This is a genomic window from Streptomyces sp. NPDC037271 (genome assembly GCF_055603605.1).
Genome location: NZ_JBVJVN010000003.1, coordinates 130,660 through 147,459 on the forward strand (window position 1 = coordinate 130,660; position 16,800 = coordinate 147,459).

The 16,800-nt window shown below is 74.6% G+C and carries 17 protein-coding genes; 7 read left to right on the plus strand and 10 right to left on the minus strand.

Annotated elements, in window-relative coordinates:
• Nucleotides 1-16 precede the first annotated feature (16 nt).
• Nucleotides 17-832 (minus strand): LysR substrate-binding domain-containing protein, encoded by an 816-nt coding sequence (locus ACZ7G3_RS08355; RefSeq protein ID WP_470924159.1) that lies wholly within the window; start codon nt 830-832, stop codon nt 17-19.
• A 110-nt stretch (nt 833-942) separates the two neighbouring features.
• Here ACZ7G3_RS08355 and ACZ7G3_RS08360 point away from each other — a divergent pair, with 110 nt between their 5' ends.
• Nucleotides 943-1,350 carry a DUF5997 family protein gene (locus tag ACZ7G3_RS08360; protein ID WP_470924161.1) on the plus strand — a complete coding sequence of 136 codons (408 nt, stop codon included), beginning with the start codon at nt 943-945 and terminating at the stop codon, nt 1,348-1,350.
• 3 nt (nt 1,351-1,353) lie between these two features.
• Here the strand turns inward: ACZ7G3_RS08360 and ACZ7G3_RS08365 are convergent, their stop codons facing one another.
• From ACZ7G3_RS08365 to ACZ7G3_RS08375, 3 genes are all read right to left on the minus strand, one after another.
• Nucleotides 1,354-1,857, minus strand: a complete 504-nt coding sequence (locus tag ACZ7G3_RS08365; protein WP_426598944.1) for a DUF1360 domain-containing protein — start codon at nt 1,855-1,857, stop codon at nt 1,354-1,356.
• A gap of 82 nt (nt 1,858-1,939) precedes the next feature.
• Nucleotides 1,940-2,326, minus strand: a complete 387-nt coding sequence (locus tag ACZ7G3_RS08370; protein ID WP_470924163.1) for a DUF2267 domain-containing protein — start codon at nt 2,324-2,326, stop codon at nt 1,940-1,942.
• Nucleotides 2,327-2,400: 74 nt separating this feature from the next.
• On the minus strand, nt 2,401-3,480 hold the full coding sequence (locus tag ACZ7G3_RS08375) for an MGDG synthase family glycosyltransferase (protein ID WP_470924537.1): 1,080 nt from the start codon (nt 3,478-3,480) through the stop codon (nt 2,401-2,403).
• 254 nt (nt 3,481-3,734) lie between these two features.
• On the opposite strand from ACZ7G3_RS08375, the gene ACZ7G3_RS08380 reads away from it, so the two are divergent.
• The 3 genes from ACZ7G3_RS08380 (at nt 3,735) to ACZ7G3_RS08390 (ending at nt 6,548) form a co-directional block, all read left to right on the plus strand.
• Complete coding sequence (locus ACZ7G3_RS08380; protein WP_470924165.1) at nt 3,735-4,589, plus strand: SDR family NAD(P)-dependent oxidoreductase; 855 nt, start codon at nt 3,735-3,737, stop codon at nt 4,587-4,589.
• Between the two features lie 27 nt (nt 4,590-4,616).
• A complete protein-coding gene (locus tag ACZ7G3_RS08385; RefSeq protein ID WP_426598940.1) occupies nt 4,617-5,543 on the plus strand; it encodes a DMT family transporter in 927 nt (308 codons plus the stop codon).
• A 177-nt stretch (nt 5,544-5,720) separates the two neighbouring features.
• Nucleotides 5,721-6,548 (plus strand): polysaccharide deacetylase family protein, encoded by an 828-nt coding sequence (locus ACZ7G3_RS08390; RefSeq protein WP_470924167.1) that lies wholly within the window; start codon nt 5,721-5,723, stop codon nt 6,546-6,548.
• Between the two features lie 219 nt (nt 6,549-6,767).
• On the opposite strand, the gene ACZ7G3_RS08395 is transcribed toward ACZ7G3_RS08390, so the two are convergent.
• The 4 genes from ACZ7G3_RS08395 to ACZ7G3_RS08410 are packed head-to-tail and all read right to left on the minus strand — an operon-like array spanning nt 6,768 to nt 11,629.
• A complete protein-coding gene (locus ACZ7G3_RS08395) occupies nt 6,768-7,898 on the minus strand; it encodes an XdhC family protein (protein WP_470924169.1) in 1,131 nt (376 codons plus the stop codon).
• The gene (locus ACZ7G3_RS08400; RefSeq protein ID WP_470924171.1) at nt 7,891-10,041 is read right to left on the minus strand and encodes a xanthine dehydrogenase family protein molybdopterin-binding subunit; all 2,151 of its coding nucleotides are present in this window, start codon (nt 10,039-10,041) and stop codon (nt 7,891-7,893) included. Before ACZ7G3_RS08400 ends, ACZ7G3_RS08395 begins: the two co-directional genes overlap by 8 nt.
• Nucleotides 10,038-11,030 (minus strand): FAD binding domain-containing protein, encoded by a 993-nt coding sequence (locus ACZ7G3_RS08405; protein WP_470924173.1) that lies wholly within the window; start codon nt 11,028-11,030, stop codon nt 10,038-10,040. The genes ACZ7G3_RS08400 and ACZ7G3_RS08405 overlap by 4 nt, the downstream gene beginning before the upstream one ends.
• Complete coding sequence (locus ACZ7G3_RS08410) at nt 11,027-11,629, minus strand: 2Fe-2S iron-sulfur cluster-binding protein (protein WP_470924175.1); 603 nt, start codon at nt 11,627-11,629, stop codon at nt 11,027-11,029. Before ACZ7G3_RS08410 ends, ACZ7G3_RS08405 begins: the two co-directional genes overlap by 4 nt.
• 195 nt (nt 11,630-11,824) lie before the next feature.
• Here ACZ7G3_RS08410 and ACZ7G3_RS08415 point away from each other — a divergent pair, with 195 nt between their 5' ends.
• Nucleotides 11,825-12,430: a TetR/AcrR family transcriptional regulator gene (locus ACZ7G3_RS08415; protein WP_470924177.1), complete on the plus strand. Its 606-nt coding sequence runs from the start codon at nt 11,825-11,827 to the stop codon at nt 12,428-12,430.
• On the opposite strand, the gene ACZ7G3_RS08420 is transcribed toward ACZ7G3_RS08415, so the two are convergent.
• Together ACZ7G3_RS08420 and ACZ7G3_RS08425 are read right to left on the minus strand one after the other, a co-directional pair.
• A complete protein-coding gene (locus ACZ7G3_RS08420) occupies nt 12,393-13,313 on the minus strand; it encodes a response regulator (RefSeq protein ID WP_470924179.1) in 921 nt (306 codons plus the stop codon). The two genes, ACZ7G3_RS08415 and ACZ7G3_RS08420, sit on opposite strands and share 38 nt — an antisense overlap.
• Nucleotides 13,310-14,956 carry a sensor histidine kinase gene (locus ACZ7G3_RS08425; protein ID WP_470924181.1) on the minus strand — a complete coding sequence of 549 codons (1,647 nt, stop codon included), beginning with the start codon at nt 14,954-14,956 and terminating at the stop codon, nt 13,310-13,312. The genes ACZ7G3_RS08420 and ACZ7G3_RS08425 overlap by 4 nt, the downstream gene beginning before the upstream one ends.
• A gap of 320 nt (nt 14,957-15,276) precedes the next feature.
• On the opposite strand from ACZ7G3_RS08425, the gene ACZ7G3_RS08430 reads away from it, so the two are divergent.
• Nucleotides 15,277-16,263, plus strand: a complete 987-nt coding sequence (locus ACZ7G3_RS08430) for a Bug family tripartite tricarboxylate transporter substrate binding protein (protein WP_426598932.1) — start codon at nt 15,277-15,279, stop codon at nt 16,261-16,263.
• On the plus strand, nt 16,260-16,799 hold the full coding sequence (locus tag ACZ7G3_RS08435) for a tripartite tricarboxylate transporter TctB family protein (protein ID WP_470924183.1): 540 nt from the start codon (nt 16,260-16,262) through the stop codon (nt 16,797-16,799). Before ACZ7G3_RS08430 ends, ACZ7G3_RS08435 begins: the two co-directional genes overlap by 4 nt.
• The last annotated feature ends 1 nt before the right edge of the window (nt 16,800 follow it).

Genomic DNA, 16,800 nt, shown 5'->3' on the forward strand with positions numbered 1-16,800 from the left:
GGAGGCGGCTGCCGCGTCAACCGCGGCGGGGCTTGCCGCGCCTGCCGCCCTTGGTGCCGCCGCCCTTGCCGCCGGTCCTGGTGCCGCCCTTGCTTCCGCCCCTGACACCACCCCTGGTGCTGCCGCCGGCGCCGCGACGATCGCCGCCGGCCTGCTTCCCGGCCGTCGGTTTGCGCCGCGCGGACGCCGTTTCGGTGCGCTCGCCCTTCGCCGGAGCGGCCTGCCGGCCACGGGTGCTGTTGACGGTCCGGCCCCGGACGATGCCGATGAAGTCCTCCACCCGGTCCGTGTGCGCGTCCTCGGGCCAGGACAGCGCCACGCTCGACTCGGGGGCGTCCGTGACCGTCCGGTACGTGAGGTCCTTGCGGTGGTGCAGGCGCGCCAGCGACAGGGGCACGAGCAGCACCCCGATCCCGGCGGCCACCAGCTCGACGGCGTCCTCCGTGGTGGCCGGACGCTCGAGCGCGGGCCGGCCCGGCGGCCGCTCCCAGCCGAGGACGTCGTCCAGGGGGTGCAGCGCGATCTCGTCGGCCAGGTCCTCGACGGTCACCTCGTCGGCCGCGGTGACGACGTGGTCCTTGGGGACCACCACGACCGTGGTCTCGGTGTAGAGCGGGATCGCGCTGAGGGCGGTGCGGTCCACGGGCAGCCGCACCAGCCCGGCGTCGGCGTCGCCGCGCACCAGCGAGCCACCCGCCTCGGCGGCGGTGACCTGGGTCAGGGACAGCGGTACGCCGGGCAGCCGCTCTTTCCAGATGCGCACCCATTTGTCGGGCGTCACCCCCGGAACGTACGCGAGCCGGAACGCGGGGGGTTCTTCCGAGCCTGTCACCCGGCCAGGTTACCGGGCGTGGTCGGCGACGGCGGCCACCGGGCACGGCCGGCGGCCTCGGTCACCGGGCGTGGTCGGCGGTCGCTCGGACGCTCGATACCCTTGACACCATGACGTCGCACCAGAACACCCAGACCATGAAGCCCGCGACCGCGGCGAAGAAGCTGGGTGTGTACCTCGAGGCCACACCCGCCGAGTTCCGGGAGGGCGTCGTCACGCGCGCCGAGCTGAACGCGCTCCAGGCCGACCCGCCCGAGTGGCTGCGGGACCTGCGGCGCGACGGTCCGCACCCGCGGCCGGTGGTGGCCGCCAAGCTCGGTGTCTCCATCGCGGGACTGCACCGGGGCGGAGTCACGGAGCCGCTCACCACGGAGCAGATCGAGGCGCTCAAGCAGGAGCGCCCCGAGTGGCTGGAGCGGGAGCAGGCCGTCCAGGCCGACGTCCGCAAGGAGGCGGCCTGGGTGAAGAAGCTGCACGCCGAGCGCGCGGAGCGGGCCGAACGCGCGGAGCGCGACTGACGCTCACCCCTCGGCCTTCTGCTCCGTCACGCTCCACGCGTACTGCAGCCAGTCCGACAGCACTACGGCGCTCAGGCCCGCGCACAGCAGCCTCGCGGCCCGGGGAGCGACGGCGTAGGTGCCGACGAGCCCTCCGGCCACCCAGGCCGAGGTGCAGAACGGGCAGGACACCAGGTCGCCGACGGCGCGGCGCAGGCCGCTGCCGCGCGGGGCGTCCATCACCTCGTCCGCGTCGCTGTCACGCTCGCGGCGGGTGAACGGCGCCCGCAGGAAGCTGGTGACCTTGTCCTTGGTCAGCAGCCGGGACGCCTTGAACGTCGCCGTCCCCAGCAGGGCCACGTCCCAGGGCGGGACGGTGTCGGGCAGTCGCAGCCCCCGTCGCCGCGCGGTCACGGCGAACACCGCGACTGTCGCCGCGAAGGTCGTCGTGAGCGCCGCGTATCCCCCGAGGGGGGTCTCGTCGTCTTCGCCGTAGCCTTCGCCGGGGCGCTGCTCGCCGTCCGTCATGAATACCTCCTGTGCGGGGCCGCTTCTTCGCCGGGGCCGGGTGCCCGCTTCCTCCCGTCTCCCACATGTGCGCGAGCCGCGGTCAGTGCGGTGCCGGTCCGCCGAAGAGGTCCGCGCAGTCCGGGGAGAGGCCGGCCAGGAGATGGTCGACCCGTTCGCCGGGCACCGCCTCGGTGAGGGTGGAGAGCACGGCACCCGCGTCCCATTCCGCGGTGCGCGGCCGGGCGCCGGTCTGCTGCGCCACGCGCCGCAGGAACTCCTCGCGGCCGAAGGACTCGGGACGCCCGCGTTCCAGGCGCAGCACGTCGTCCAGGGGCGCCGGCAGGTCCGAGGCCAGACCCGCGGCCTCCTCCGGGTCGATGCGGGACGCGATCACCCAGAGGACGGCCGTACTGACCTGCTCGGCCTCCTCCTTGCTGTGGTACTCGCCGCGGTCGCGGACCAGGGTCAGGAATTCGTCGAGCCGCACGGCGTCGCCTCCTTCCGCCGGTTCTCGCTCCGGGCCCGGGTGCCCTCCGCCAGGGCCGGGAAACGGGCGTGGTCTCACCTGCGTGCCCGCCGGGCGTCGGCGACGGAGGCCACCCGGGTCATGGCGTCCTCCTTGAACAGGGCGTGTCCCGCGGCGATCCGCTCCCGCCGGGCCGGCCCCGGGGCGGTGAGCCGCCGCAGTGCGCCGAGCAGCGCGGTCTCGTCCTCGGCGACGTCCGACACGCCGAGCGCGGCCATCCGCCGGACACCGTCCGCGCCGTGGCCGGGTATCGGGCGGTACCCCACGACCGGCAGTCCGGCGGCGAGCGCCTGTACGGCGGTCTGGCCGGCGGCGTTGTCGACCAGGGCGCGGGCGGCGTGCATCAGGCCGGGCATGTCCGTCACCCAGCCCAGCGCGAGTACGCCGGGTGTGCCGGACAGTTCGCGGCGCAGCCGTTCGTTGTCCCCGCAGAGAGCGACCGGGAGGAGGCCGTGGTCCGTGAGGAGCCGGACGGTGGCGTTCAGGCGCGAGCCCACTCCCCAGGCGCCGGCGGACAGCACCACGGCGGGCCGCCCGGGACCGAGACGGTCGAACAGCCCCCGCCACCCGGCCGCTCCGGGGGCGTCGGGAGACTCGGCGAAGAACTCCGGGGCCACGACCGGACCGCACGTCCACGCGGAGGTACCGGTGCTCTCCCGCACCTCACGCGCCGCGTCCTCCGTGAGGCACAGGCAGTGGTCGTTGCCGGGGTGGAGCCACTGGCGGTGGACGGCGAAGTCGATCACGAGGACGACACTGGGCACGGACAGCTGGCCCCGGGCCCGGAGGTGACCGGTGAGCTGGGCGCCGAGGTGGAAGACGGGGACGACCACGTCCGCGCCGGTGCGCTCGGCCAGCTCGCGCAGCCGGCCGCCGGCGAGCCGGGCCAGGGGCGTGGCGCCGGGGCGGTGCCCGGCGCCCGGGCGCAGGAAGAGGCGGTACAGGGCGGCGTAGGCCCAGGGGAAGCGGCGTACCGACCCGCGGTAGAAGTGTCGCAGCGCACCGCCCAGACCGTACGGGAGCAGCGCGAGGACGTCGACGACGAAGGCGTCGTCACCGCGTTCCCGGGCCCGGCGGACCAGTTCGTCGGCGACCGTGTCGTGCCCGGCGCCCATGCTCGCGCTGACCACCAGCAGCCGTCTGCCGTCCCGTGGGGCGTACGGGCCGGCGGGGCGGCGGGGCGCTGGTGAGCTGCGTGGATGCACGGCGGTCCAAGTTGCCCGGCCGTCACATTCCAAACCACCACACAAGCGGGCGTTTCGGGCGCCGTATCAGGGATACTCCGTGACCGCCCGTCCGGCCGGACGCCGGAGCCCGACCACCTGGTCGGTCGCTTCCCCGGTGTCCGCCCCGAGTCAAGGTGGTGCCCATGGTCCATGCCTTCTCCCGCCCCCGCTCCGCGCCGGGGCCGCAGGTCGTCGCGCCCGACGCGGACCACGCCAGGCCCCGCCGGGAGCCCGTCGGTGGCCGGGGCCCGCGGACGCGCACGGCGCTCGTGACGGGTGCGTCCTCCGGCATCGGCGCGGCCGTGGCCCGTCGGCTGAGCGACGAGGGCGGCTGGCGGCTGGTGCTCAGCGGGCGTGACCCGGCCCGGCTGCGCGAGGTCGCCGAGGAGACGTCGGCCACCGCCTTCGCCGCGGACCTCACGCTGCCCGGCGCCGACCGGCAGCTCGCCGACTTCGCTCGGTCCACGGTCGGGCCGGTGGATCTGCTGGTGGCGGGTGCCGGGGTCGGCTGGGCCGGGGAGTTCCTGGACATGCCGCCGCACACCATCGACGAACTGTTCGACATCAACGTGCTGGCCACGCTACGGCTGGTGCGGCTGGTGCTGCCGGGCATGGTCGAGGCGGGGTCGGGGCGGGTGGTGCTCGTCGGCTCGCTGGCGGGCAGCGTGGCGGTGCGCGAGGAGGCCGTGTACTCCGCCGCCAAGGCCGCGGTCGGCGCCTTCGCGGACGCCCTGCGCTACGAGCTGCGGGGCACGGGCGTGGGCGTCACGCACGTGGTGCCCGGTGTCGTCGACACACCGTTCTTCGAGCGTCGCGGCGCTCCCTACCTCCGGTCCAGGCCGCGTCCGGTGCCCGCCGAGCGCGTGGCCGAAGCGGTACGGGTCGCGGTGGTGCGGGGGCGGGACGAGGTCTACGTCCCCGGCTGGCTGCGACTGCCGTGCCGGGTTCGGGGCGCGGCTCCGGGGCTGTACCGGCGGCTGGCGGCGCGGTTCGGATGAACTCCGGATGAGCGGGAGCGCGCGACGGTGAGTGTCCTCACCGTCGTCCTGGCCCTGTTCGCGGCGTTGTCCAACGCGGCGGCGTCGGTGCTGCAGCGCCGGGCCGCGGCGCAGGACGAGGGCCGGGCGGGCGCCGTCCACACCGTGGTCCGCTCGCTGCTGCGGCTGGTGCGCGACCCGTACTGGGTGGGCGGCGCGGCGCTGCTCGCGCTGACGACCGTGCTGCAGGCGGCCGCGCTGGCGGTGGGCAGTCTGGCCGTCGTCCAGCCGCTGATGGCCAGTGAGCTGCTGTTCACCCTGATGGTCGGCAGCATGGTCTTCCACCGGCGGCCGGACCCGCGGACCTGGCTGGCGTTCGTGGCCCTGGCCGTGGGGCTCGCGCTGTTCCTGGGGGCCGCCGCGCCGTCGGCCGGCCACGACACCGCGACGCCGGGCCGGTGGGGCTGGGCGGGCCTGGCGCTGTTCGTCGTGGTGACGGCCCTGGCCTCGATCGGCACCCTGGTACGGGGCGCGCCTCGCGCCGCGCTGTTCGGATCGGCGTCCGCGGTGGCGTTCGGCGGTACGGCGGGACTGCTGAAGGAGGTCACCGGGCGGCTCCCCCAGGGGGTGGGCGCCGTCCTGACCCAGTGGCCGCCGTACGCCACGGCGGTGGTCGGGGTGATCAGCTTCCTGCTGCTGCAGAGCGCGCTGCGGGCGGGGACCCTCGCGGCGTCGCAGCCGGCGCTGACCCTCGGCGACGCGCTGACCAGCGTCGCCCTGGGCTGGGCCCTGTTCGGCGAACAGATCGCCCTCGGGGTGCGGGTGCTGCCCGAGCTGACCGGCGTGGCGCTGATCGGGCTGGGCAGTGTCGGGCTGGCCCGCGCGCCGTCGGTCCAGGGTGCGTGGGACACGGTGCCGGCCGCACGGGACGGACCCGGGCCGGGCGGGCGGACCCGGGGGCGGCGGGGGGCATGACCACACTGCGCCGAACGGCGGCACGGCGCGACGGGCGCGTCGGACACGGCCGCGCGATGGTGGAACAACGGCAAGACGCCGCGACGGAAGGACTCGGTACGGGAGGGCTCGGTACGGGAGGGCTCGGTACGAAAAGCCGCGGAACGGAAAGACGGCGCACGGACAGGAGACACACGGATGCGCGAGGGGTCGCACGCCGGACCGGCGGTGTACGCCGTCGCGCCGGTCGTCGTCGCCGCGCTGGCCCACCTCGGCCCGGCCGCGACCTGGCTGCCGGAGCTTCGCCGGCGCCGTTTCCCGGGCCTGGCCGGACAGGGCCGCCCCGACCACGTCGCCCTCACCTTCGACGACGGCCCCGATCCCGCGTCCACGCCGCACTTCCTCGACGTACTGGACGGGCTCGGGGTACGGGCGACGTTCTTCCTCCTCGGCGAGAACGTCGTACGCCACCCGGCGCCGGCCCGCGAGCTGGCCCGGAGGGGGCACGAACTCGCCGTCCACGGCTGGGCGCACGACCGCCCTTGGCTGCCGGCGCCGGCGCGGGACGCGCGCGAGCTGGCGCGTGCCGTCACCGCGGTGGGCGAGGCCGCCGGACGCGTCCCGCGCTGGTACCGCCCGCCCTACGGCATCCTCACCTCCGGACGCTGGGCCGCCGCCCGCCGGGCCGGACTGCGGCCGGTGCTGTGGACCGCGTGGGGCAAGGACTGGCGGCAGGACGCCACGCCCGCCTCGGTACGGGCGACCGTCGCGGCGGACCTGCGCGGGGGCGGCACGATCCTCCTGCACGACACCGACCACGTCTCCGCCCCGGGCAGCTGGCGCGCCGCCCTCGGCGCCCTGCCGGACATCGTGCGCGACTGCCGTGCGGCGGGGCTGACGGTGGGGCCGCTGGCGGAACACGGGGTGGTCGGGTCCGCCCCGCCCCCGGGAGACGGGGCGGCGGTGCGGGCCCCGGTGACGTCGGGGGCGCCGCCGTTTCGGTCTGCGGCGCCGGGACAGCCGTAGGGCCATGACGGACCGGGGCGATCAGTGCGCCGAGGCGCCGGAACCGGCGTGCCCTCCCCGGGGCCCGCGCGAGCAGGCCGTGCCGCCGAAGGAGCACGACGTGCGCCGGCGGCGGCTTCGCGGCGATCTCACGCGGGCCTCCGTGCACGCGATGACGCGGGAGTACGCCGCCCGGCCGGCGACTCGACGCCGCCCTTACCTGTCCGCCGCCGGTCCGCGTCAGGCGGCCGCCCCGGTCAGGTCCCGGTGGATCGGCGCCGCCCCGCCCGTCAGGGGCGCGCCCGTGCCGCCCCGCCGGGTGGCGACGATCTCCGCCGCGATGGACAGCGCGGTCTCCTCGGGCGTCCGGGCGCCGAGGTCCAGGCCGATCGGCGAGCGGAGCCGGGACAGCTCGTGTTCGCCGAGGCCGGCCTCGCGCAGCCGCCGGTTCCGGTCCTCGTGGGTGCGGCGCGAGCCCATCGCGCCGACGTACGCGACCGGCATCCGCAGGGCCTCCGTGAGCAGCGGTACGTCGAACCGGGCGTCGTGGGTGAGGACGCACAGCACCGTGCGCCCGTCGGTCGGGGTGCTCCGCAGATAGCGGTGCGGCCAGTCGACGACGACCTCGTCGGCCTCCGGGAAGCGGGCCGGCGTCGCGAAGACGGGCCGGGCGTCGCAGACCGTCACGTGGTGGCCGAGGAACTTGCCGGCCCGCACCAGCGCCGCCGCGAAGTCGACCGCGCCGAAGACGATCATGCGCGGCGGCGGCACGCTGGACTCGACGAGCAGGGTGAGCCCGCCGGGGCAGTGCGAACCGTCCTCGGAGAGGCCGACCGTGCCGGTGCGGCCGCTGTCCAGCAGGGCTCCCGCCTCGGCCACCGCGGTGCGGTCCAGGTCCGGATGACCGCCGAGGCCGCCCTCGTACGAGCCGTCGGGGCGGACGAGCAGGGCCCGCCCGAGGAGACCCGCCGGGCCCTGGACGACCCGGGCGAGGGCCGCGGCCCGGCCCCGGGCGGCGGTCGACAGCGCCGCCCGGAACACCTCCCGCGAGGACGAGCCCGCGCCGACCGGCGTGACCATCACGTCGATGACCCCGCCGCAGGTCAGTCCGACCGCGAAGGCGTCCTCGTCGCTGTAGCCGAACCGTTCGCGGACCGTCTCGCCGTCCCGGAGGGCCGCGGTGCACAGCTCGTACACCGCGCCCTCCACGCAGCCGCCGGAGACCGAGCCGATCACCGTGCCCTCGCTGTCCACGGCGAGGGCGGCGCCGGGGCCGCGCGGTGCGCTGCCGCCGACGGAGACTACGGTGGCGACGGCGAACTCCCGGCCCTCGGCGAGCCAGCCGTTCAGCTCGTCGGCGATGTCAAGCATCCGTCCCGCCCCCGACTGCGGGCACGGTCGCCGACAGCACGCGGTCGGGCCGGATCGGCAGGCTCCGGTGGCGTACGCCGGTCGCGTGCCAGACGGCGTTGGCGACGGCCGCCGCGGCGCCCACGATGCCGATCTCGCCGACGCCCTTGATGCCGACCGGGTCGTCCGGATCGGGGTCGTCCACCCAGTCCGCCTCGATGTCCGGGACGTCGGCGTGCGTGGCCACGTGGTAGCCGGCGAGGTCGGGGCCGTAGAGGCCGCCGCTCGCCCGGTCCCGGACCGCCTCCTCGTGCAGGGCCATGGAGATGCCCCAGACCATGCCGCCGACGAGCTGGTTGCGGGCGGTGAGCGGGTTGACGATGCGGCCCGCGGCGAAGATGCCGAGCATGCGGCGCACCCGCACCTCGCCGGTGGCGGTGTCCACGGCGACCTCGGCGAACTGCGCCCCGAAGGCGTGCCGCTCCTTCTGCGCCAGCGCGCCGAGGGCCTCGGTGGTGTCGGACCGTACGGTGATGCCCTCGGGCGGGACGGTCGTGCCCAGCGCGAGCCGCTCCCGCAGTTCGCCGGCCGCGACGGTGATCGCCCAGGCCCAGGAGCGGGTGCCCATCGAGCCGCCCGCGATCATCGCCGGCCCGAAGTCGCTGTCGCCGATGCGGACCCGGACCCGCTCGGGCGTGACCTCGAGTGCGTCGGCGGCGACCAGGGTGAGCGCGGTGCGGGCGCCGGTGCCGAGGTCGGCGGCGGCGATCCGCACGGTGAAGGTGCCGTCGGCCTCCGCGGTCACGAGGGCGGTGGACGGGCCGGCGCCCGCCGGGAAGGACGCCGCGGCCGTACCGGTGCCCAGCAGCCAGCGCCCGTCGCGGCGCACGCCGGGGCGCGGATCGCGCTCCGCCCAGCCGAAGCGGCGCGCTCCCTCGCTGAAGCAGGCGGCCAGGTTGCGGCTGCTGAACGGCAGACCGGAGACCGGGCCGGCCTCCGGCTCGTTGCGCAGCCGCAGTTCGATCGGGTCGACGCCGCAGCGCTCGGCGAGTTCGTCGAGGGCCGCCTCGATCGCGAACGACCCCGGTGCCTCGCCCGGCGCGCGCATGAAGGTCGGGGACGGTACGTCGAGCCGTACCACGTGGTTGGCCGTGTGGTGGGCGTCGGCGTCGTACATCACCCTGGCGACACTGGCGCCGGGCTCGACGAACTCGTAGACGGTCGACGTCTGGTTGAGCGAGCGGTGTTCCAGGGCGCGCAGCCGGCCGTCGGCCCCGGCGCCGAGCCGGACGCGCTGGGTGGTGGGGCTGCGGTAGCCGGCCAGCGAGAACATCTGGCGCCTCGTCATCACCACCCGTACCGGCCGTCGCAGCACGGTCGCGGCCATCACGGCGGACACCTGGTGGGCGCGCAGGCCCTTGCTGCCGAAGCCGCCGCCGACGTGTTCGGAGCGCACCCGCACCGAGGACTCGTCGAGGGAGAACATCTTCGCGAGTTCGCTCTGGACCCAGGTGGTGCCCTGGTTGGAGTCGACGACCTCCAGGCGGCCGCCGTCCCAGAGGGCGGTGGCCGCGTGCGGCTCCATCATGCTGTGGTGCTCTTCGGGGGTGGTGTACTCCTCGTCCACCACGACGGCGGACGCGGCGAGCCCGGCCGCCAGGTCGCCCTTCCCGGTCTCGGCGGGCATGTGTCCGTCGGCCGGGTAGGCGTCGGGACGGCCGGCGGTGAGCGTGGTGTCGTGCGGTTCCGCGTCGTAGGTGACGACGAGGGCCTCGGCGGCCTCCCTCGCCTGCTCGGGCGTCCCGGCGACGACGAGGGCGACCGGCCAGCCCGCGTGCGGCACCCGGTCGTTCTGGAAGACGGCCGCGGTCGGGTCCGGCGCGATGCCCAGCAGGCCGACGTAGTCGGTGTCGACGCGCAGGGCGTTGCCGTGGTGGAGGACGGCGAGCACGCCGGGCATGCCGAGGACGGCGTCGGCGTCGATCGAGCGGATGCGGCCGCGGGTGACGGTGGACAGCACCAGCCAGCCGTGCGCGAGGTCGGCGAAGGGGATCTCGCCGGCGTAGCGGGCCGCTCCGGTGACCTTGTCGCGGCCCTCCACGCGCGTGTGCGCGGTGCCGACGGCGCCCTTCACCGGTGTACGGCCGGTCGTGGCGGTCGTCATCGGGCGGCCTCCTCGGCGAGTTCGGTCAGGACGGCCACCACGAGGTTGCGCATGAGGGTCACCTTGTATCCGTTGTCGGGCAGCGGCCTGGCGGCCGCGAGTTCGGCGTCCGCGGCGGCGGCGAAGGTCTCGCCTCCGGCCGGCGCGCCGATCAGCACCTGTTCGGCCGCGCGGGCCCGCCAGGGCCGGGAGGCGACCGCGCCGAAGGCCAGCCGCGCGTCGCGTACGACACCGTCCTCGACGTCGAGCGCGGCGGCGACCGAGCCGATCGCGAAGGCGTACGAGGCGCGCTCGCGCACCTTGCGGTAGCGGGAGCGGGCGGCGACCGGGGCGGGCGGCAGGACGACGCCGGTGATCAGCGCGCCGGGGGGCAGCGCGGTCTCCCGGTGCGGGGTGTCGCCGACCGGGAGGTAGAAGTCGGCGAGCGGCGACTCTCCCGGTCCGTCGGGGGTTTCGTAGGCGACGACGGCGTCGAAGGCCGTCAGGGCGACGCCCATGTCCGAGGGGTGCACGGCCACGCAGTGGTCGGAGGCGCCCAGGACGGCGTGGTTGTGGTGCTCACCGGTGATCGCGGGACAGCCACTGCCGGGAGCACGCTTGTTGCACGGCTTGCTCACGTCGGTGAAGTAGCCGCAGCGGGTGCGCTGGAGCAGGTTGCCGCCGACGGTGGCCATGTTGCGCAGCTGCCCCGAGGCACCGGCCAGAACCGCCTGCGTCAACGCCGGGTAGCGGCGGCGCACTTCGGGGTGGGCGGCGAGGTCGCTGTTGGTGACGGTGGCGCCGACACGCAGGCCGCCGTCGGCGGTCGGCTCGATGCCGTCCAGGGGGAGTTCGCGGACGTCGACGAGCCGGGCGGGGCGTTCGACGCCGGTCTTCATCAGGTCGACGAGGTTGGTGCCGCCGCCGAGGTAGCGGGCGTCCGGGTCGGCGGCGAGCAGCGCCACCGCGCCGGAGACGTCTTCGGCACGCTGGTAGCCGAACTCCCTCATGCCGCTGCCTCCTTCGCGGTCTGTGGCCGGGACGACGGCCGGGACGGGTCCCCGGCCTTCGCATGGGCCTCCGCCGCGCGGGCGACCGCCTGGACGATGGACACGTAGGCGCCGCAGCGGCACAGGTTCCCGCTCATCCGTTCCCGGATCTCGTCCGGTGTCAGAGGGGGCGGCCCGGCCTCGGGCCGTACGTCGTCGGTGGCGGCGCTGGGCCAGCCGGCCGCGTGTTCCTCGATGACGGCGACGGCCGAGCAGATCTGGCCGGGTGTGCAGTAGCCGCACTGGTAGCCGTCGAGATCGAGAAAGGCCTGCTGCACCGGGTGCAGCCGGTCGCCCTCGGCCATGCCTTCGATGGTGGTGATCTCCCGCCCCTCGGCGGCGACCGCGAGGTTCAGGCAGGAGACGGTGCGGCGCCCGTCGACCAGGACGGTGCAGGCGCCGCACTGTCCCTGGTCGCAGCCCTTCTTGGTGCCGGTGAGATCGAGGCGCTCGCGCAGGGCGTCGAGCAGGGTCGTGCGGTGGTCGACGGTCAGCTCGTGCTTCTCGCCGTTGATGTGCAGGATGACGGCGCTGGACGTCGACGAGGGCGCTGGGGCCATGATCAGCCTTCTTTGGTGTCTGGTGACAGTGAAAACGGGCTGGAGGCGGTGGGATTCGTGCGTGGCCGGGTCCGCCGGCCGTATCCGCCGCTAGAGTGGGCGAATAACCGGACAACTGTCCGCTCACTGGAAACGTAACGGACAACTGTCCGCTTAGCAAGGACGGGATTCGGCCACGAATCCGGAAGGAAGACAGTGCCTCAGTCGGAGAACGAGAAGCCGGACAGGGACCAGAAGGACACTCCCCTGCGCTCGGACGCCCTGCGCAACCGCGAGCGCATCCTGCACGTGGCCACCGAGGAACTGACGCGCCGCGCGGACGCCCCGCTGAGCGCCATCGCCAGGAAGGCGGGCGTCGGGCAGGGCACGTTCTACCGCAACTTCCCGAACCGGGAGGCTCTCGTCCTGGAGGTCTACCGCTACGAGATGCGGCAGGTGGCCGATGCCGCACCCCAGCTGCTGGCCACGCTGGAGCCCGAGCAGGCCCTGCGTGAGTGGATGGACCACCTCGCCCGGTTCGCCATGACCAAGGCCGGCCTGGCGGACGCGATCCGGCTGGTCACCAGCGCGCCCGGCGGGCCGGCGAAACCGGGCCCCGCCCCGGTGATGGAGGCGGCCCGGCTCCTGCTGCGCGCCAACGAGGAGGCCGGCGCCATCCGGCCCGGGGTCTCCGCGGACGACTTCTTCCTCGTCATCGGCGGTCTCTGGCTGATCGATCCCGACGAGGACTGGCAGCCGCGGGTCACCCGGTTCCTGGACTTCGTCATGGACGGACTGCGGGCGGGAGCGCCAGGCCGGTGACCGCGCCCCGGAAGCGGTAACGGCGCTCGGGGCGGCCCGCCACCCCGTAGCGCAGGGAGACCTCCGCGCTGCCGACCGTGTGGAAGTACTCCAGGTAGCGGCGGGCGCTCACCCGGGAGACGCCGGTGCGGGCCGCGCACTCGCTGGCGGACAGGGTGCCGTCGGCCTCACGCAGCGTGCGTTCCACCAACTCGGCGGTCTCCACGCTCATGCCCTTGGGCAGCGCCGGGACCGCGGCGGCCGGCGCCGCCGCTCCCGCCAGTACCCGGTCGACGTCGGCCTGGCTGCGCACCACCGTGCCGAGCAGCCGGCCCCGCTGGGCCGCGTAGCGCTCCAGCCGGACCCGCAGGTCCTCGAAGTCGAACGGTTTGAGGAGGTAGTCGACCACGCCGTGCCGGACGGCGCCGCGCACCGCGTCCGCCTCCCTGGCCGCGCTGACGACCATGACGTCGCAGTCGTGGCCGGCGGCGCGCAGCCGGGGGATGACGTCGAGGCCGAAGACGTCCGGCAGGTACAGGTCGAGCAGGATGAGGTCGGGACGCAATTCCCCGGCGGCGGCGAGCGCCTCTTCCCCGGTACCGGCGACCCCGACGACCCGGAAGGGCGCGACGCGCTCGACGAAGGCCCGGTGGACCCGGGCCACCATGAAGTCGTCGTCGACGACGAGCACGCCGATCGCGGCGCCGGCGACATGGGGCGCGGCCTCCGTCGCAGCGGTCGTAGCCGTCACAGCGGTCGTAGCCGCCGTAGCCGCCGTAGCCGCCGTATGGACCGTACCCGCCGTACGGACCGTACCCGCCGTAGTAGCCCGGCCCGCCGTAGCCGCCGCGTGGACCGTACCGGTCGTACCAGTCGCGTCGACCGTGCCGCTCCTACCCGTCATGGTGCTGCTCCTTCCGCCACCGCGTCGGTGAGGTGGCTGACGGTCATGCGTGCGGTGAACATGGCCCCCTCGGGGGTGTTGGTCACCGAGATCTCACCGCCGTGACGCTCGCAGACCAGCCTGGTCAGCGCCAGGCCGATACCGCGCTCGCCCTGCCGGGCGGCCTTGGTGGTGAAGCCGTGGGAGAAGACCTCACGGGCCAGTTCGGGCGCCACGCCGGGCCCGGAGTCGCGGACCACGATCTCCACGCTGGAGGCGTCCTGTCTCAGCTCGACCTCGACCCACGCCTCGTGGTCGGTGCCGGGCGCCGCGGCGGCGTCCACGGCGTTGTCGACGAGGTTACCGACCACGGTCGCCACGTCCGCGGCGTCCTCCGGGGCGAGCCTGTCCAGGGCCGTGCGGTCCGATACCCGCAGGGCGACCCGGCGTTCGGCCGCGAGGGAGGACTTCGCCGTCAGCAGCGCGGCGACGGCCGTGTCGCGGACCCGGCGGCTGAGGGTGACGTCCAGGGACTGGCGGCGCTGGTTGAGCGCGCGGATGTAACGCACCACCTCGTCCTGCTCGCCGATCTCGATGAGCCCGGAGATGGTGTGCAGCTGGTTGGCGAACTCGTGGGCCTGGGCGCGCAGCAGCTCGGAGGTGCTGCGGAAGGAGCCGATCTCCCGTTCGAGGCGGGCGAGTTCGGTGCGGTCGCGCAGGGTGGTGACGGAGCCGAGCGGCCGGCCGTCCTTGCTGACGGTCATGCGGTTCATCACCAGGACCCGGCCGTGTCGGACGACGACCTCGTCGCGCGGCTCGGCCGTGTCCGCCGTGGCACCGGCCAGGACGTCGCGCAGCCTTCCGTCGATACCGAGGCCGTCCAGGCTCTGGCCCACGCAGTCGGCGGGCAGGCCGAGCAGGCGCCGGCCCATCTCGTTGACCAGGGTGAGCCGGTGCTGCGGATCGAGGGCGACGACGCCCTCGGCGATGCCGTACAGCATGGCCTCCCGGTGCTCGGCGAGCCCGGCGATCTCGCGCGGCTCCAGGCCGAGGGTCTGCCGTTTGACGCGCCGGGCGAGCAGCCAGGAGCCGGCCACGCCCAGGCCGCTGGCGATGCCGAGGTAGGCGAGGAGGTAGGAGGAGGCGCCATTGAGGCGCTGCCACACCGTCGCGTCGGCCTCGCCGACCATCACCGTGCCGAGGTGCCGGCCGAGGGTCTGGCGGGTGGCGCCGAGCACCGGGACCTGGGCGACGAGCTCCCGGCCGCCCTGCACGGTCAGCGGGCCCGACCAGCCGCGTCCCCCGACGGCACCCTCGCCACGGGGCAGCAGGCCGCCGATCATCGTGGGGTCGGTGGAACTGACGACGCGACCGTCGGCGTCGGCCACCGTGACCGAGGTGACCCCGGACTGGGTCTGGGTGGAGTTCACCAGAGGGGCCAGGGCCTCCCGCGGCACGGGGCGCAGGAGCTGGCTGCGGACCAGGGGCGTGGCGGCCAGCTGCTCGGCCAGGGCGGCGACCCGGCGGCCCTCGACGCGGTTGAAGGTGGCCTTGGACTGGGCGAGCGAGACGGCGGCGACCGCGAGCAGGACCACCACGACGATGGCGAGCTGGAGGACCAGCATCTCACCCGCGAGGGTCTGACGGCGGAAGGTGGGGGCCACGGCGGACTCGATCTCGACTGGCGGAAGACGGGGGCGCGGGACGGCGGACGCAGGCGGGGACGGGGGACGGGGCAGGGACGACCGGCGGGTGTGCCGGGTCGCCATCATGGCGCCCACCTGCGGCGAAAGAAAGAGATGTGCTGTCTTCGCAACGAACCGGCGACCCACCGGCGACCCACCGGCGACCGCAATGACCACAACCTCCCTTGGTTCCGGAAGGAAGACAGGGCGCCGCCGCACGGGCACCATGTGGCCCACGTCACCCTCCCCCACAGGGCTCACCCCGTACCGCTCTACCCAACCGACAGGTGGTGTCATACGTGCGCCTGCGCACCCCCCTTGCCCTGCTCGGGGCCGCCGTGCTCGTGCTCGCGGGACCGCCGTTGCTCTCCACGGGCAGCGACTCCGAGACCGGCACGCAGATCCCCGGCCTGCGCTTCATGGTTCCCAACACGCCCGGCGGCGGATACGACATCACCGCCCGCACGGCCGCGAAGAACGCCGAGGACGCCGGGCTCACACACAACATCGAGGTGTTCAACCTGCCCGGAGCGGGCGGCACCGTCGGCCTGAGCCGGCTGGTGAGCGAGCACGGCAACGGCAAGCTCGCCATGTCCATGGGCCTCGGCGTCGTCGGCGCCGTCCGCTCCAACCACGCGCCCAAGACCCTCGCCGACACCACGCCGATCGCGCGGCTCACCGAGGAGCAGGACGTCGTCGTGGTCGGCAAGGACTCGCCGTACAAGACGATCGACGAGCTGGTCACCGCCTGGAAGAAGGACCCCGGCAAGATCCCCGTCGGCGGCGGTTCGTCGCCGGGCGGGCCCGACCATCTCGCGCCGATGCTGATGGCGCAGGCCGCCGGGATCTCCCCCAAGTCGGTCAACTACATCCCCTTCGACGGCGGCGGCGAGCTGCTCGCCTCGATCCTCGGCAACAAGGTCGGCTTCGGGGTCTCGGGCGTCGGCGAGTACCTGGACCAGATCAAGGCGGGCGAGCTGCGGGTGCTCGCGGTGACCGGCCCGGAGCGGGTCGACGACCTGAAGGACGCGCCGACGCTGAAGGAGTCCGGCTACGACGTGGACTTCACCAACTGGCGCGGCATCGTCGCCCCGCCCGGCCTGTCGGAGGCGGAACGGGACAAGCTGGTCCGCCTGGCCGAGGAACTGCACGACTCCCCGGAATGGAAGAAGTCGATGGACCAGAACGGCTGGGACGACGCCTTCCTGACGGGCGAGGAGTTCGGCGCGTTCCTGGACGCCCAGGACAAGCGTGTGGTGTCGGTACTGAAGGAGCTGGGACTGTGACGACGCCGACGACCGAACCCACCACGCGGACGGCCTCGGGCCGGCGCGCGTGGCTGCGCGACCACTCCGAACTGGGCGTGTGCGTACTGCTGCTGGCGCTCGGCGCGCTCGTCCTGACCGACGCGCTCACCATGGACGTCGACCTCACGCAGCGCGGGCCGGTCGGCCCCAAGACCGTCCCGATCGCGGTCGGCGTCGGGCTGCTGGTGATCGCCGCGCTGCTCGCCGTCGACGTCCTGCGCGGCGGCCGGGGCGAGGCCGAGGGCGGCGAGGACATCGACCTGTCCGAGCCGGCCGACTGGCGCACGGTGCTGCTGCTGTCCGGGATCTTCCTCGGCGCGGCCGTGCTGATCGAGCCGGCCGGCTTCCCCGTCGCCGGGGCGCTGCTGTTCTGGGGTGCCGCCTTCGCCCTCGGCAGTCGCCGCGTGGACCGCGATCCGCTGATCGCCGCGGTGCTGTCCCTGTTCACCTACGTCGTCTTCGACAAGCTGCTCGGAGTGCCCTTGCCCGGCGGTCCGCTGATGGGAGTGCTCTGAC

Excerpts from the sequence above, each read along its gene's own strand:
- ACZ7G3_RS08420 (WP_470924179.1), bottom strand. The coding sequence starts at position 13,313 with ATGACGGGTAGGAGCGGCACGGTCGACGCGACTGGTACGACCGGTACG.
- ACZ7G3_RS08395 (WP_470924169.1), bottom strand. The coding sequence starts at position 7,898 with ATGCTTGACATCGCCGACGAGCTGAACGGCTGGCTCGCCGAGGGCCGG.
- ACZ7G3_RS08405 (WP_470924173.1), bottom strand. The coding sequence starts at position 11,030 with ATGAGGGAGTTCGGCTACCAGCGTGCCGAAGACGTCTCCGGCGCGGTG.
- ACZ7G3_RS08380 (WP_470924165.1), top strand. The coding sequence starts at position 3,735 with ATGGTCCATGCCTTCTCCCGCCCCCGCTCCGCGCCGGGGCCGCAGGTC.
- ACZ7G3_RS08390 (WP_470924167.1), top strand. The coding sequence starts at position 5,721 with ATGCGCGAGGGGTCGCACGCCGGACCGGCGGTGTACGCCGTCGCGCCG.
- ACZ7G3_RS08375 (WP_470924537.1), bottom strand. The coding sequence starts at position 3,480 with ATGGGCGCCGGGCACGACACGGTCGCCGACGAACTGGTCCGCCGGGCC.
- ACZ7G3_RS08400 (WP_470924171.1), bottom strand. The coding sequence starts at position 10,041 with ATGACGACCGCCACGACCGGCCGTACACCGGTGAAGGGCGCCGTCGGC.
- ACZ7G3_RS08365 (WP_426598944.1), bottom strand. The coding sequence starts at position 1,857 with ATGACGGACGGCGAGCAGCGCCCCGGCGAAGGCTACGGCGAAGACGAC.
- ACZ7G3_RS08360 (WP_470924161.1), top strand. The coding sequence starts at position 943 with ATGACGTCGCACCAGAACACCCAGACCATGAAGCCCGCGACCGCGGCG.
- ACZ7G3_RS08410 (WP_470924175.1), bottom strand. The coding sequence starts at position 11,629 with ATGGCCCCAGCGCCCTCGTCGACGTCCAGCGCCGTCATCCTGCACATC.